The following is a 14,884-nucleotide window of genomic DNA, read 5'->3' as shown; positions in this document are numbered from 1 at the left end:
ACATTGCTAAATATCAATAACTGGCGTTCAGGCTGAAACCGGCCGTATGACTGGCCGTGCGGAAGAGTTCAGGTTTATGCACGGGCCAGCCGACAAAGGCGTCGTACTGCACGCCCAGCCATTGCCCCCGCAAGCCGACGAAGCCGCCCGTCAGGCGGCGCGCGATCAGCCATTCCGCGGACGGCCCGGATACCTCGCCATGATCGAGTCCCACATACGCTTGCTGGCCGCTGCTGCCCAGCGGCACGCCGACTTCGTTGCGCAGCAGCCAGCCCCGTTCGGCCGACAGGCTGCTTTCGCCGTCATAGCCGCGCACCGTGTAGCGCCCGCCGATGGCGAAGCGGTCTTGCGGCACCAGCGGCGTACGGTTGTGCTGCGTGCGCCAGCTGCCCGTGTAGTGCAGCGGCTGGCCAGCCAGCGTGAACGGCGCCGACACGGCCGCGTCGGCCAGCAGCAAGCGCATGCGCGAGGTACCCTCGCCAAACGCTTCCTCGGGTGCGGCCAGCGCCTCCATCGCGCCCGTGCCGCGCCGGTATTGCAGGTTCACGTCCAGGGTCGCCTGGCCCATGAATTCGCGGTGGCCGATGCCCAGTTCCCAGCCGGCCATGCGGCGGCGCTGCACTTCCACTTCCGTGTCGTCGATGAAGTTTTGCGCGGAACGCTGCCAGCCGCGCAGGGAAAGCGTCGTCTTGCGCGACGCATCCCGGTAGACCAGGCGGGACAGTTTCACTTCGCGATTCTGGCTGGCGCCGCTGTAGTTGTAGTCCTGGCTGATGCCGGCCACGGACTGGTGGTAATGGCTGTCGCTGACCGTGAAGGCCAGCAGCCAGTAGGCGTAGGGAATCGAATAGTGGGCAACCATGCCAGCCGTGCCGCGCGGGCCGTCGCGGTCACCGTCGACGTTCTGGTTCAGGCTCAGGTAAAACAGGTCGTTCAGGGTCAGCCAATGGTCATACGACAGGGTCACGCTGCCCTGCAGCTTGCCCGTCGAGCGCGAACCGCCATCGTCGAGGCCCAGCGCCAGGCGGAACGGCAAGCCCTGCTTCCACTGGATCTGCAGGTCGCTCTCGCCCGGCTTCGCATTGCCGCCCTCGGCCGGCATGATCTGGATATCGGCCTCGGCCGTCGGCACGCGCTTGAAGTTTTCCAGCGCCTGTTCCGTATCGCGCACATTGAGCAAGTCGCCAGGGCGCGCCGGCACGGCATTCCACCAGGTGGCGCGGGGATTCGTGCCGGGCGCAAAGCCGATCTGGCGGATGCGACCCGGTATCAAGGTCAAGGCCAGCGTACCCTTGCTCAAGTCCTGCGGTTCGGCCAGCACGCGCGTGGTGACGTAGCCGCGCGCGATGATGGCGTTCTGCAGCCGGCCCATCAGTACATTGATGGCCTGCGTGCCCAGGCAGCGCCCCAGCGCAGAGTCCGGCGCGCCCAGGTCGTCGCGCCCGGCGGCGGCCAGCGCCCACTGGAATTGCGCGGCGTCCTCGCCTCGCAACACCAGCTGGTCAATCGTAAAGCATGGCGATTCGCCCGCAGGCAGGCGGTTGGCGGACGCGGCGGCGGGCGTCTCGAGCAGGCGCACGTCGGGAGTGCGTTCCTGCTGCTGGCGCAGGAGGCGCTCACGTTCTTGCTGGCGGATAAGTTCTTGGCTGGCATCGTCGCGCTGGCTGGCGCCAGGCAGATTGGGAAGGGGCGGTGCAATTTCAGGACGGGTCTGCGCGGACACGGCGGTACACAAAGTACTGCTAAACAAAAATACACCGCACCATGGCGTCAAGCGCAGGTGCATATGTTGCCTTAGGTAATTATTTACGTAATGAAATTATAAATTAATTATTTCTATAGGGCAACTATATTTATTTCTTGAGAACTTTACCTCTTTGGTAACTACCTTTCAACTATCCAATTACCACTAGTAAGACAGGTGAGCAGGCGATGGTGCATCGACATGAGCCCATAAAAAAACCTGCCAAACAGGGCTTCAGCTAGCTCAGTCATTCCGATACACAAAGTTTCCAAAAAAAACTTACTCCAACTCGATGCTCAATGAGATAGCTAAAGTTCTGCATTTTTCAAACCAATAAACTGCTGCTACCCTCGCAAATACTCTCACCGGATATATCCATCCTGTCCGATTTGTCGCGGACTGGATGGCAGAGGCAAGCCCGTTCACTCATACCGATCACCATACCTTGCGCTTTTCACTGCGCGAGTAAAACAGTCAGTCGAACCGTATACACATTTGAGAAACTGATGCGTACCCTATGGGCTGAGATCGGGTAAGAATACCCCCGGCCTCCCCATCGCCTTGATCGGCAAGCTGCGCACCCTGCGCATGCAGCGGGACGTGGCCAAGGTCGTGTAAGATTTACGAAGCTGACCACGCTCCACTTCCGCCAGTCAGGCCATCCACCTTGCGACCATCCTGATGGGCCCATCGGCATGGGCTATCAACCGGCGACGTATCGCTGGCAGCAAGGATTGCTTAGGCCACGCGCAGGAGTCGGGCGGCACTGTCAGCGTCATGTTAAAACTCGCCGGGATTCTCCCTGGCTTCAACCAAGGTAACAATGCAAGATGATCAGCACCCAACATCAGCCATCCCTGAACGTCAGATCAGGGCCACCTACGACGAATCGACCATCCGTGTCTATCAGGCCTATTCGGATGTGATCGCAGATGACGCATTAACGAACGGCACATTTACTTCGCCCCCATTCAAAATGGAACGCATGACGTGGATTAAACCGTCTTTCTTATGGATGATGTATCGCGCCGGCTGGGGATTCAAAGATGCTGGTCAGCAACGCATACTGGCGATCGATATCAGTCGAGCGGGATTTGAATGGGCACTGGAGCACGGCTGCCTGAGCCACGCGGATACGTCCATGAGCAAGGACGAATGGTCGGCGAAAAAAGAGGCATCGCCCGTGCGCATCCAATGGGATCCAGAACGGGATCTGCTGTTGCGGCCGCAATCTCACAGAGCCATTCAGATCGGCCTCAGCAAAAAGGCGGTAGAACTTTACGTACATCAATGGATAACCAGGGTGGCGGATGTGACGCCGCTGGCCCATGCAATCCATGCGTTGCTCGCCCAAGAGAAATTTGAGGAAGCAAAGCACATGCTCCCGCAAGAAAAACCGTATTCGTCAGTATTTCATCCATCCTGAGCGCTGACATCCAGGACTTGAGAGCGAGGTCAAGCAAGGTAGCTCATGCAACGCAGGCCACCTCTTAGCAAGCTCAACTGCGTCCAGCTCCCTCCCCTGCGCGGAGCGGGGTCAGATCCGGCATCCGTACATGATCTCAACATTGACCATGCCGACCGGAAGAAATACGAAACAAGGGATGCCGCCATGCCGCTCCCGGGCGGTAAAATCATTGCTGTTGACCAAGCTGTGGCTGGCAGAACGCTCTTGCTCCTTTCATCACCGTGGAGACAGCTGCACCACAGCCGGTCATTCACGAACGCTATATATTGAAAGGCAATATGTATGTCTGGCAACACCCATGTTTCTGAGCGCCTCAAAAGCTGCCGCGAGAATCTTCGTATCTCACAAGTGCTGCTTGCCGAACTGGCGGGCATCAATCCCACGCAACTGTATCGCTATGAATCAGGCAAAGCCAAACTGCTTATGGACGCGGCAGAGAAGATTGCCGCTGCCCTCGACGTCAGCACCGCCTGGTTAATGCATGGGACGTTACCCATCGCCAGAGGGACGCAAATCGACCCGCCAGTACCGGCCGGAGGGGCGCTGATCCTGCATTTTCTGGAACTTCCCCCCATGCTTGCCTCCGCCGTGAAGCGCCTGTCCATGCAAAATGGCTGCACCGTAGAAATAGCGCTGCTGGACCTCGCGCATCAAGGCCTCGAAGCCATCCCCAAAAAAACCTTGGATTGCGCCGAGTCCGCAAGCAAGAGCGAGAAATAACCGGATCACTACCTTGCTGAGAAGTCGCGGTAGATGGAGTAGTGCAGCTCACGGGGAAATACGCGCAGCGTGATCCATGCGCTGACCTGTAAAGTCAAAAACTGCCTGATGACTGGCTGGATTCATTGACCTGGGATCGCGGTGGAGACGTCAATGCACGCATTTCCTTGGCGCGACGGATCAACCGCACGCACATCAAAAAAATGGCCGTTGAGAATTCTTTTTGAATTATCAACGGCCATATATTTTTCACTTTAAAATCAAACAGTTAAAGCGAGCTCATCACTCCCATTCGATGGTCGCCGGCGGCTTGCCCGAAATATCGTAGACGACGCGGTTGATGCCGCGCACTTCATTGATGATGCGGTTGGAGACCTTGCCCAGCAAGCTGTGCGGCAGGTGCGCCCAGTGGGCCGTCATGAAGTCTTGCGTTTGCACGGCGCGCAGGGCCACCACGTATTCGTAGGTACGGCCATCGCCCATCACGCCCACCGATTTGACGGGCAGGAAGACGGCAAACGCCTGGCTGGTCGCTTCGTACCAGTTCGCTGGCAGCGCGTCCGGGTCGACGGCCTGGCCAGCGACGAACTCGTACGGCGTATTGCGCAGCTCTTCGATGAAGATGGCATCGGCGCGGCGCAGCAGATCGGCATAGTCTTTCTTGACTTCGCCGAGGATGCGCACGCCCAGGCCCGGGCCCGGGAATGGGTGGCGGTAGACCATGTCATGCGGCAAGCCGAGCGCGACGCCCAGTTTGCGCACTTCATCCTTGAACAGTTCGCGCAGCGGCTCGAGCAGCTTGAGCTTCATGGTGTCCGGCAAGCCGCCCACGTTGTGGTGGCTCTTGATGGTCTGGCCTTTCTTGCCCTTGCCGGCCGATTCGATCACGTCCGGGTAAATCGTGCCTTGCGCCAGCCATTTGGCGTTGACCAGCTTGCCCGATTCGACCTGGAAGACTTCGACGAATTCGCGGCCGATGATCTTGCGCTTTTGCTCGGGATCGGTAACGCCGGCCAAATGGCCCATGAACTGATCTTCCGCATCGACGCGGATGACTTTCACGCCCAGGTTCTTGGCGAACATGTCCATCACCATCTTGCCTTCGTCCAGACGCAACAGGCCGTGGTCGACGAAGACGCAGGTCAGCTGGTCGCCGATGGCGCGGTGGATCAGGGCAGCCGCGACGGACGAATCGACGCCGCCGGACAGGCCCAGGATGACGTCGTCGCTACCGACTTGCGCGCGGATTTTTTCCACCGCTTCGCTGATGTAGTCGGGCATGTTCCAGTCCGACTTGCAGCCGCAGATTTCATGCACGAAGCGGCCGATCATGGCCTTGCCCTGCACCGTGTGCGTCACTTCCGGGTGGAATTGCACGCCGTAGAACTGGCGCTCTTCGTCGGCCATGGCGGCGATCGGGCAGCTCGGAGTGTTGCCCATCAGCTTGAAACCTGGCGGCATTTCCAGCACCTTGTCGCCGTGGCTCATCCACACTTTCAGCATGCCGTGGCCTTCGTCGGTGACGAAGTCGGCAATGCCGTTGAGCAACTTGGTATGGCTGCGGGCGCGCACTTCGGCGTAACCGAATTCGCGCACCAGGCCATTTTCTACCTTGCCGCCCAGCTGGGCCGCCATGGTTTGCATACCGTAGCAGATGCCCAGCACGGGCACGCCCAGCTCGAACACGGCTTGCGGTGCGCGCGGCGAATCGCCGTCCAGCGTGGAATTGTGGCTGCCCGACAGGATCACGCCGGCGGCGCCATAGTTGCGCACGAATTCATCGCTGACGTCATACGGGAAGACTTCGGAAAACACGCCGGAATCGCGCACGCGGCGGGCGATCAACTGGGTGACTTGGGAACCGAAATCGAGAATGAGGATTTTAGAGTGCATGGTCGGAGCTTTATTCAGGGTCAATTGCAAAACCGGCGCACTGGGCGCCGGTCTGGACTTTCGCTACCACAATAGCGTAGCTGGAAAACTGTTCAGGGCAAGGCGCAGTGCCGAAGACAGTACGAACAGTACGGCGAGGCACTGGAACGCAGCCATGGACAGTTTCTCCAGTACGCTTACTCGGAGCGGTAGTTAGGCGCTTCTTTCGTGATCTGCACATCATGGACATGCGACTCGCGCATGCCGGCCGAGGTGATTTCCACGAATTCCGCTTTTTCGCGCAGTTCGTCGATGGTGGCGCAACCGCAGTAACCCATCGATTGACGCACGCCGCCCACCAGTTGGAAGATGATCGCCAGCACGCTGCCCTTGTAGGCCACGCGACCTTCGATACCTTCAGGCACGAACTTGTCGGCCTTCATGGTGGCGTCCTGGAAATAACGGTCAGCCGAACCATCGGACATCGCGCCCAGCGAACCCATGCCGCGGTACGATTTGTAGCTGCGGCCCTGGTACAGGATCACTTCGCCCGGTGCTTCTTCCGTACCAGCAAACATGGACCCCATCATGACGGTCGAAGCGCCAGCGGCCAGCGCTTTCGAGATATCGCCCGAGAAACGGATACCGCCGTCGGCGATACATGGCACGCCCGTGCCTTCCAGCGCTTCGGCCACGTTCGAGATGGCCGTGATTTGCGGCACGCCCACACCGGCGACGATACGCGTGGTGCAGATCGAGCCAGGACCGATGCCGACCTTGACCGCATCGGCGCCGTATTCGACCAGCGCCTTGGCGGCGGCGGCGGTAGCGATATTGCCGCCAATCACTTCGACTTGCGGATACTTGGTCTTGATCCAGCGTACGCGGTCGAGGATGCCCTGCGAGTGGCCGTGGGCCGTATCGACCACCAGCACATCGACGCCGGCAGCGACCAGCAGGTCGATGCGTTCTTCATCCTTGGCGCCCACGCCGACGGCAGCGCCGACCAGCAGCTTGCCCTGGCTGTCTTTCGACGCGAACGGGTGGGAAGTCGACTTCTGGATATCCTTGACGGTGATCAGACCGCGCAGTTCGAATGCGTCGTTGACGACCAGCACGCGCTCCAGGCGGTGCTTGTTCATCAGGCGCTTGGCTTCGGCCGTATCGGCGTCTTCCTTGACGACCACGAGTTTTTCGCGCGGGGTCATCTTGGCGGAAGCTTCCGCGTCGAGTTCCTGCTCAAAGCGCAAATCGCGGTTGGTGATGATGCCGACGACTTCCTTGCCTTTGACAACAGGGAAACCGCTGATGCCGTATTGTTCCGTCAGGGCGATTACGTCGCGGATTTTCATTTCCGGCGGAATCGTGATCGGGTCGCGCAGCACGCCGGCTTCGAAACGCTTCACGCGGGCCACTTCACGTGCCTGGTCTTTCGGATTCAAATTCTTGTGAATGATGCCGATGCCGCCTTCCTGGGCCATCGCGATCGCGAGGCGGGCTTCCGTCACCGTATCCATGGCTGCGGACAGCAAGGGAATATTCAGGGTGATATTGCGGGTCAGGCGAGTTTTGAGGGACGTATCGGCGGGCAGAACGTTGGAGTAGGCTGGGACGAGCAGCACGTCATCGAATGTGAGTGCTTTTTGAAGTAGACGCATAGCATTTCCTATTGGCGCAAAAGCAGATTATACAGAAAAAAGCGCCCTCCGTCCTTGCAGCATAGAAAAGATATTTGGAAATAGCAAAAAAATGTCCCGCCAGGGCCAGCCGCCAGCCGCAGCCCTGCCCTCTCCCAGACCCGTCAGGTCTTGGCGGGCTTGCCGCTGGCACGCCGGCGGCGCGCTTCTTTCGGGTCCGCCTGCAGCGGACGGTACACCTCGATCCGGTCATGTTCGCGCAAAACGGTGTCCAACGGCTTCTTCTTGCCATAGATGCCGACCATATTCACGACCAGGTCGATGCCGGGGACTTCCTGCAGCAAGCCGCTCTGCTCCACCGCCTGCCCGATGGTGGCGCCTGCAGCCACCGTCAATGAGCGCAGAAAGCTGCTATCGGGCAAGGCGTAGCAGACTTGCACCTGGATGCTCACTTCAGCCATACACCGTCTCCGCGCGCTTGCAGAAGGAATCGACCATGCTGTTGGCGATCATGCCGAAGACGGGGCCGATGATCTGCTCGAGCACGCGGCTGGAAAACTCGTAGTGCAGGTCCAGTTCGATCTTGCACGCATCTTCGCGCAGGGCCTTGAAGGTCCACACGCCGTCGAGGGTCTTGAAAGGACCGTCCACCAGCTTCATCTTGATGGAGCTCGGCGGCACGTTCTCGTTGGACGTGGTGAAGCTTTGGCGCACGCCGTGGTAATGTATGCCCACGCTGGCGACGACCGTGTTCTCGCCCCGCTCGCGAATCTCGACCGCACCGCACCAGGGCAGGAATTTGGGATAATCCTCCACCGCCGCCACCAGCGCGAACATTTGTTCGGCGCTATAGCCGAGAAAAACTGATTTATGTACTACTGCCATTGAAGAACCATTTGCTATGATGTTGGATACATTTGATTTTATCGCGCTTGCGCGAGACAGTAGTTTAACCGACCCGCGCACATTTACCATCTCATGACCATAGCAGACAACAGAAAAGCCTTCCACGACTACTTTATCGAGGATCGCTACGAAGCCGGCATCGTGCTGGAAGGCTGGGAAGTCAAAGCCATCCGCGACGCCCGCGTACAAATCAAGGAAGCCTACGTTGTCGTCCGCGGCGATGAACTCTTCCTGTTCGGCGCGCATATCAGCGCCCTGCCGACCGCCTCTACCCACATCCACCCGGAAGCCGTACGCACGCGCAAGCTGCTGCTGCACCGCACGGAAATGGATAAACTGATCGGCAAGGTGGAACGCTCCGGCTATACGCTGGTGCCGCTCAACCTGCACTACAAGGGCGGCCGCGTCAAATGCGAAATCGGCCTGGCAAAAGGCAAGAAACAGCACGACAAGCGGGCAGCGGAACGCGACCGCGACGGCGCGCGCGAAGTGCAGGCGGCAATGAAGTCGCACCGCCGCTGATCCGGCACCACGCGCAGCGATCTGCGCCAATACCACCAAGCCCGGCTATATGCCGGGTTTTATTTTGCCGGTACCTGCGGCAAACGGAAATGCACAGCGCAATGGGATGAAAACAGGAAAAGGAAGAAATACTGCGGGAATAAGACAGATATTATCGAAAATACCATGGAGATAAGCGAATGAATCAGCTTTGCCTGCCTGGCCAAAGACGATTAATCAGGAAAGTTCCGGATGCTTGCATGCTGCCTTGTACTACACCTGTACTACTCCACAGGACAAGCATCCGAATGAACGGTTTGTTAAACCTTCAGGATCAAACCTTCAGCAGATCGCGCGACTTGCCCGAATCGGTCCACTCTTTGACCCATTTCGGTTGACGGCCACGGCCAGTCCATTGCTGCGTCGCATCATCCGGATTGCGATAGCGTACTGCGACCGTGCCGGTTTTAGCGCGGATACCGGTACCAACCAGATCTTTTACGGAAACGCCAACGCTCTGGGCGATTGCCAGGATTTGTTCACGCGCTTTGGACAGATCGTCCTGTTCGCGTTTCTTCATTTGCTTCTTGATGTCGTCCTGCAAGGTGCGCAGTTCGGACAGGGATAAGCTGGACAGATCCATGATATTTCCTTGTGTGAGTTGAAAAATATAACTGAACAGTTAAATTCTATCCAATTGTAACGCGACTGAGGTGATTTTTCTTGAGATTTGATTGTTTTTTACAATTCTCTTACCAAAAACCCGACTTCCCCGACCTTCAGATGATGTAAGTCTTCAATCCAGGGAGCGGACATCGCGCCGGACCGACTGTCTGCGCCGACTTCCCTTCCTTGTGCGATCGCGATTCAATGCAGCACCATCGACAGTATTTATTTTGCAGCACTTTCTACCTCATTGCAATTTATAGTAATCATAAATTGCAATTCAAAATATACATGGGAGCAATACTATCGCCAATGATGCATCGGCTCCCAAACACTACCCAAGTATCCGCCGCGGATATCGGTTGAATCATCGCAATGCATGAGCAGCAGATTCTACTTCAATCAAAAAGATAAGCGTCGCACGGCAGCATATAATCCCGAAAGTGCGCATAGCATAGCATAAAGAAAATATTTTCAACATTGCCATTTAGAACGCAGATACTCGAGCCTTGTTGCCAGCATATATTCCAGCAGCGCAAATGAAAACTGCCCGCGATATGGCGGGCAGTTTTGACGACTAACTTGCTACGAGTTTGCTATTCACCAGGCAATCAGGGAATCGCCACGCCGCTTTTCGGCTTTTGCGTTTTCACCACCTGCATCGCCGTGGCGATCAAACCGCTCATATCGCCCAGATTGGCCGGCACGATAATCGAGTTATTTGTTTTCGCCAATTGCGCGAACGCGCCCACATACTGCTCGGCCACTTTCAGGTTGACGGCATCTTCGCCGCCCGGCTCGCGGATGGCGGCGCCCACCTGGCGCAGCGCCTCGGCACTGGCTTGCGCCAGCGCGACGATGGCCGTGGCCTGGCCTTCGGCACGGTTGATCGACGCCTGCTTTTCGCCTTCCGAGCGGGCAATCGCCGCTTCGCGCTCGCCGCTGGCGATATTGATCTGCTCCTGCTTGCGCCCTTCCGAGGCGGCAATCAGCGCGCGCTTTTCGCGTTCAGCCGTAATCTGCGCCTGCATCGCATGCAGGATTTCCTTGGGCGGCGTCAAATCCTTGATTTCATAGCGCAATACCTTGACGCCCCAATTCGCCGCCGATTCATCGATGGCATTCACGATGGCCGTATTGATATGGTCGCGTTCTTCAAATGTCTTGTCGAGTTCCATTTTACCGATCACCGAACGCAAGGTCGTTTGCGCCAGTTGCGTAATGGCGGCGATATAATTCGACGAGCCATACGAAGCACGCATGGCGTCGGTAATCTGGAAATACAGAATGCCATCGACCTGCAATTGCGTATTGTCGCGCGTAATACATACCTGCGGCGGCACGTCGAGCGGAATTTCCTTGAGCACGTGCTTGTAGGCGATACGGTCGACAAAAGGCACGACGATATTCAAGCCAGGGCCCAATACCGCATGGAACTTGCCCAGGCGCTCCACCACCCAGGCATGCTGCTGCGGTACCACATTGACCGTCTTGAAGACAAATACCAATGCCAGCAATAACAAGATCAACGACATGCTTCCGATGCTTACTTCCATAATCTACTCTCCAGGTTATCCAACAATCAAACGGCTGCCACGCACGGCGCGTATGGTGTAATGGCCGGCTTGCGTATCGCTGCCGGGAATCAGTTCCACATCCCACAAGGCGCCACGGTACATGACGCGCGCCGCGCCATCGACCCAATGCGCGACCGCCACGCTTTGGCCGATATCGAGATTGACATTCGGATCCTGCGCCGCATCGCGCCGCGCCGCCTTGCCAAAACGGCTGCGCCGCAATAACAGGGTGGCCGCCACGCCGACAATGGCGGCCGTCAGGGCTTGCCAGCCGCCATTGCCGCCCGCCAGCGCCACCAGTCCTCCGGCACTGATACCGATGGCGATCATCAGCAAATAAAACGTGCCCGTAAACAGCTCCAGGATCAATACCGCGCCAGCCGCCACAAACCAGCCTACCCATTCAGCCATGATGCCTCCATCTTTGCGAATCCGAAAATAAAAAACCCCGCAGCCTATATAAGCGACGGGGTTTAATGCGTATTACTGCCTGATATTATTCTTGCCAAACACCTATATACAAGCAGTCTAACGCAATTCCTGATGGCGTCAATAGGCAGGGGCGAATTAGCGCCGCAGGCCCGGCAATTACTCTTCCAGCAGGCTGCGCAGCATCCACGCCGTCTTTTCATGCAAATCGAGGCGCTGCGTGATCAGGTCGGCCGTCGGCTGGTCATTGGCTTTTTCCAGCAGCGGGAACAGGCGGCGCGCCGTGCGCGCGGTCGCTTCCTGTGCCGATACCAGGTGGCTGACCATGTCCAGCGCTGGCGGCACACCGTCGATTTCCTTGATCGAGGCCAGCTTGACGAATTCCTTGTAGGTGCCGGGCGCAGGATAGCCGAGGGCACGGATGCGCTCGGCGATCAGGTCCAGCGCAGCCCACTGTTCCGTGTATTGCGTCATGAACATCAGGTGCAGGGTGTTGAACATCGGCCCCTTGACGTTCCAGTGAAAATTATGGGTCATCAGGTACAAGGTGTAGCTGTCGGCCAGCAGGCCGGACAGGCCTTCCGCAATCTTCGCGCGGTCCGCCTCGGAAATGCCGATGTCGATCTTTGCCACTTTGCTCGGTTTCTTGCTTGCCATGAGAACTCCCGTTTCAATGTATTGGTGGAATCATTTTAGCTGATCTGGCGCAATGCCATCGAATACAGGCGTGCGCCGCATGGCAGGCATAAAAAAACCCGCTGCCGGGTGAGCGGCAGCGGGTTTTCAGAGGGCGGACAAGACGCTTACGCTTTCAGCGCAGCGAGCTTTTGCCAGGTGTCGATCACCGAGTCCGGGTTCAGCGACATCGATTCGATGCCCTGCTCCATCAGCCAGACGGCGAAGTCCGGATGGTCGGAAGGACCCTGGCCGCAAATGCCGATGTACTTGCCGCGTGCCAGGCAAGCCTTGATGGCCAGGGCCAGCAGGGCTTTCACGGCAGGATCGCGCTCGTCGAAGTCGGCGGCCAGCAATTCCATGCCGGAATCGCGGTCCAGGCCCAGGGTCAACTGGGTCAGGTCGTTCGAACCGATCGAGAAGCCGTCGAAATGGTCGAGGAACTGGTCGGCCAGGATGGCGTTCGACGGCACTTCGCACATCATGATGACGCGCAAGTCGTTCTCGCCGCGCTTCAAGCCATTCTTCGCCAGCAAGTCGATGACTTTCTCGGCCTGGCCCAGGGTGCGCACGAAGGGCACCATGATTTCCACGTTCGTCAGGCCCATGTCGTTGCGCACGCGCTTCATCGCTTCGCATTCCATGTTGAACGCTTCGGAGAAGTCGGCCGACAGGTAGCGCGCCGCGCCGCGGAAGCCCAGCATCGGGTTTTCCTCGTCCGGCTCGTAGCGCGAACCGCCGATCAGCTTCTTGTACTCGTTCGACTTGAAGTCGGACAGGCGCACGATGACTTTTTTCGGCCAGAACGCGGCGGCGATGGTGGCGATGCCTTCGGCCAGCTTGTCGATATAGAACGCTTTTGGCGAAGCATGGCCGCGCGCCACCGATTCCACGGCCTTTTTCAGGTCGGCATCGATGTTCGGGTATTCCAGGATCGCGCGCGGGTGCACACCAATATTGTTATTGATGATGAATTCCAGGCGCGCCAGGCCCACGCCCGCATTCGGCACGGACTGGAAGTCGAACGCCAGCTGCGGATTGCCCACGTTGAGCATGATCTTGGTGTCGAGCTTCGGCAATTCGCCGCGTGACACTTCCGACACTTCCGTTTCCAGCAAGCCATCGTAGATCTTGCCTTCGTCGCCTTCTGAGCACACCACGGTGACAAAGGTGCCGTCTTTCAGCACGTCGGTGGCGTTGCCGCAGCCGACCACGGCAGGCACGCCCAGCTCACGCGCGATAATTGCCGCGTGGCAAGTACGGCCGCCACGGTTGGTGACGATGGCCGAAGCGCGCTTCATGACCGGTTCCCAGTTCGGGTCCGTCATGTCGGCAACGAGCACGTCGCCTGGCTGCACGCGTTCCATGTCGGCCGGGTCGTGGATCACGCGCACGGGGCCGGCGCCGATCTTCTGGCCAATGGCGCGGCCGGAGGTCAGCACGGTGCCGGTGCTTTTCAGCTTGAAGCGCTCTTGCACGTCGGTCGCCTTTTGCTGCGACTTGACGGTTTCAGGACGCGCCTGCAGGATGTACAGCTTGCCGTCGCGGCCATCCTTGCCCCACTCGATGTCCATCGGACGGCCGTAGTGGTTTTCGATGATGACGGCGTATTTGGCCAGTTCCACCACTTCGCTGTCGTTCAGCGAGTAGCGGTTGCGCATTTCGACGGGCACATCGACGGTTTTCACGGAACGGCCGGCTTTCGCTTCATTCGTGAATTCCATCTTCAGCAGTTTCGAGCCGATATTGCGGCGGATCACAGGCGACTTGCCTTTTTCCAGCATCGGCTTGTGCACATAGAATTCGTCGGGATTGACGGCGCCCTGCACCACGGTTTCGCCCAGGCCATAGCTGGAAGTGACGAAGACCACGTCCTTGAAGCCCGATTCAGTGTCGATGGTAAACATCACGCCGGCCGCGCCCAGGTCGGAGCGTACCATGCGCTGCACGCCGGCCGACAGGGCCACTTCAGCGTGCGTAAAGCCCTTGTGCACGCGGTACGAGATGGCGCGATCGTTGTACAGCGACGCGAACACCTGCTTCATGGCCTCAAGCACGTTGTCGATGCCGACCACGTTCAGGAAGGTTTCTTGCTGACCAGCAAAAGACGCGTCCGGCAAGTCTTCCGCCGTGGCCGAGGAACGCACGGCAAACGACATTTCGGTATCGGAATCGGCCACCAGCTTGGCGTAGAACTGGTCGATTTCGGCGGCCAGGCGGGGCTGGAATGGCGTTTCCACGATCCATTGACGGATCTCGGCGCCGGCTTGCGCCAGCGAGCGCACGTCATCGATGTTCAGCCCTTCGAGGCGCTGAGCGATGCGTTCGGCCAGCGGCAAGCCGCCGTTGGCGCTATATGACAGGAAATCGCGGAATGCCTGCGCCGTGGTGGCAAAGCCACCGGGCACGCGCACGCCGGCTTCCGCCAGTTGGCTGATCATTTCGCCCAGGGAGGCGTTCTTGCCGCCGACGGATTCGACATCCGTCATGCGCAAATGCTCGAACGAGGCAACATACACCGCGTCCTTGTCTTCCTGCTGTTGCGATACTGCGTTGGTCATAATGACACCCTTACTGATGATAGAAATCTTTACGCGCGGCGCACAGACAGTCTTCTTGTTATTCTTGGCGTCGTGCAGCACAATCATACCGTTGCAGCCATTTTACCTTGTGCGGCGCAAATTGACGA

General features: G+C 58.4%; 13 protein-coding genes. 3 read left to right on the top strand and 10 right to left on the bottom strand.

Annotation, left to right across the window (positions count from 1 at the left end; translation table 11 throughout):
• Nucleotides 1-13: 13 nt before the first annotated feature.
• Nucleotides 14-1,786 (bottom strand): ShlB/FhaC/HecB family hemolysin secretion/activation protein, encoded by a 1,773-nt coding sequence (locus O3299_RS04885; protein ID WP_305051665.1) that lies wholly within the window; start codon nt 1,784-1,786, stop codon nt 14-16.
• 781 nt (nt 1,787-2,567) lie between these two features.
• Here O3299_RS04885 and O3299_RS04880 point away from each other — a divergent pair.
• Both O3299_RS04880 and O3299_RS04875 read left to right on the top strand, forming a co-directional pair.
• On the top strand, nt 2,568-3,170 hold the full coding sequence (locus O3299_RS04880; RefSeq protein WP_305051664.1) for a DUF4291 domain-containing protein: 603 nt from the start codon (nt 2,568-2,570) through the stop codon (nt 3,168-3,170).
• A gap of 324 nt (nt 3,171-3,494) precedes the next feature.
• Entirely contained in the window at nt 3,495-3,932 is a 438-nt protein-coding gene (locus O3299_RS04875) for a helix-turn-helix domain-containing protein (protein WP_305051663.1), read from the top strand.
• Between the two features lie 282 nt (nt 3,933-4,214).
• On the opposite strand, the gene guaA is transcribed toward O3299_RS04875, so the two are convergent.
• The 4 genes from guaA to O3299_RS04855 all read right to left on the bottom strand — a co-directional run bounded on the left by guaA (nt 4,215) and on the right by O3299_RS04855 (nt 8,326).
• Nucleotides 4,215-5,825 carry a glutamine-hydrolyzing GMP synthase gene (gene guaA / locus O3299_RS04870; RefSeq protein ID WP_034777714.1) on the bottom strand — a complete coding sequence of 537 codons (1,611 nt, stop codon included), beginning with the start codon at nt 5,823-5,825 and terminating at the stop codon, nt 4,215-4,217.
• A 176-nt stretch (nt 5,826-6,001) separates the two neighbouring features.
• Nucleotides 6,002-7,462, bottom strand: coding sequence for an IMP dehydrogenase (gene guaB, locus O3299_RS04865; RefSeq protein WP_034752206.1), 1,461 nt, complete (start codon nt 7,460-7,462; stop codon nt 6,002-6,004).
• Between the two features lie 143 nt (nt 7,463-7,605).
• The gene (locus O3299_RS04860; RefSeq protein ID WP_305051662.1) at nt 7,606-7,902 is read right to left on the bottom strand and encodes an RnfH family protein; all 297 of its coding nucleotides are present in this window, start codon (nt 7,900-7,902) and stop codon (nt 7,606-7,608) included.
• Nucleotides 7,895-8,326: a type II toxin-antitoxin system RatA family toxin gene (locus O3299_RS04855; protein ID WP_034752216.1), complete on the bottom strand. Its 432-nt coding sequence runs from the start codon at nt 8,324-8,326 to the stop codon at nt 7,895-7,897. The genes O3299_RS04860 and O3299_RS04855 overlap by 8 nt, the downstream gene beginning before the upstream one ends.
• Before the next feature lie 93 nt (nt 8,327-8,419).
• Here O3299_RS04855 and smpB point away from each other — a divergent pair, with 93 nt between their 5' ends.
• Nucleotides 8,420-8,869, top strand: a complete 450-nt coding sequence (gene smpB, locus O3299_RS04850; protein ID WP_034752217.1) for an SsrA-binding protein SmpB — start codon at nt 8,420-8,422, stop codon at nt 8,867-8,869.
• Nucleotides 8,870-9,182: 313 nt separating this feature from the next.
• Here smpB and O3299_RS04845 read toward each other — a convergent pair whose 3' ends face one another.
• The 5 genes from O3299_RS04845 to ppsA all read right to left on the bottom strand — a co-directional run bounded on the left by O3299_RS04845 (nt 9,183) and on the right by ppsA (nt 14,756).
• Nucleotides 9,183-9,491 carry an H-NS family nucleoid-associated regulatory protein gene (locus tag O3299_RS04845; protein WP_010397665.1) on the bottom strand — a complete coding sequence of 103 codons (309 nt, stop codon included), beginning with the start codon at nt 9,489-9,491 and terminating at the stop codon, nt 9,183-9,185.
• A 634-nt stretch (nt 9,492-10,125) separates the two neighbouring features.
• Nucleotides 10,126-11,070 carry an SPFH domain-containing protein gene (locus O3299_RS04840; protein WP_099664320.1) on the bottom strand — a complete coding sequence of 315 codons (945 nt, stop codon included), beginning with the start codon at nt 11,068-11,070 and terminating at the stop codon, nt 10,126-10,128.
• A 15-nt stretch (nt 11,071-11,085) separates the two neighbouring features.
• A complete protein-coding gene (locus tag O3299_RS04835) occupies nt 11,086-11,502 on the bottom strand; it encodes an NfeD family protein (protein WP_099664321.1) in 417 nt (138 codons plus the stop codon).
• A gap of 177 nt (nt 11,503-11,679) precedes the next feature.
• The gene (locus O3299_RS04830; RefSeq protein ID WP_034752224.1) at nt 11,680-12,177 is read right to left on the bottom strand and encodes a Dps family protein; all 498 of its coding nucleotides are present in this window, start codon (nt 12,175-12,177) and stop codon (nt 11,680-11,682) included.
• Between the two features lie 146 nt (nt 12,178-12,323).
• Nucleotides 12,324-14,756 (bottom strand): phosphoenolpyruvate synthase, encoded by a 2,433-nt coding sequence (gene ppsA / locus O3299_RS04825; RefSeq protein WP_077409088.1) that lies wholly within the window; start codon nt 14,754-14,756, stop codon nt 12,324-12,326.
• Nucleotides 14,757-14,884: the final 128 nt, after the last annotated feature.

The sequence above is a fragment of the Janthinobacterium sp. SUN176 genome (assembly GCF_030587335.1).
Lineage (GTDB): Bacteria > Pseudomonadota > Gammaproteobacteria > Burkholderiales > Burkholderiaceae_D > Janthinobacterium > Janthinobacterium kumbetense.
Note: the sequence above shows the minus strand (reverse complement) of the source record. Positions and strands in the feature narration are given on the sequence as shown.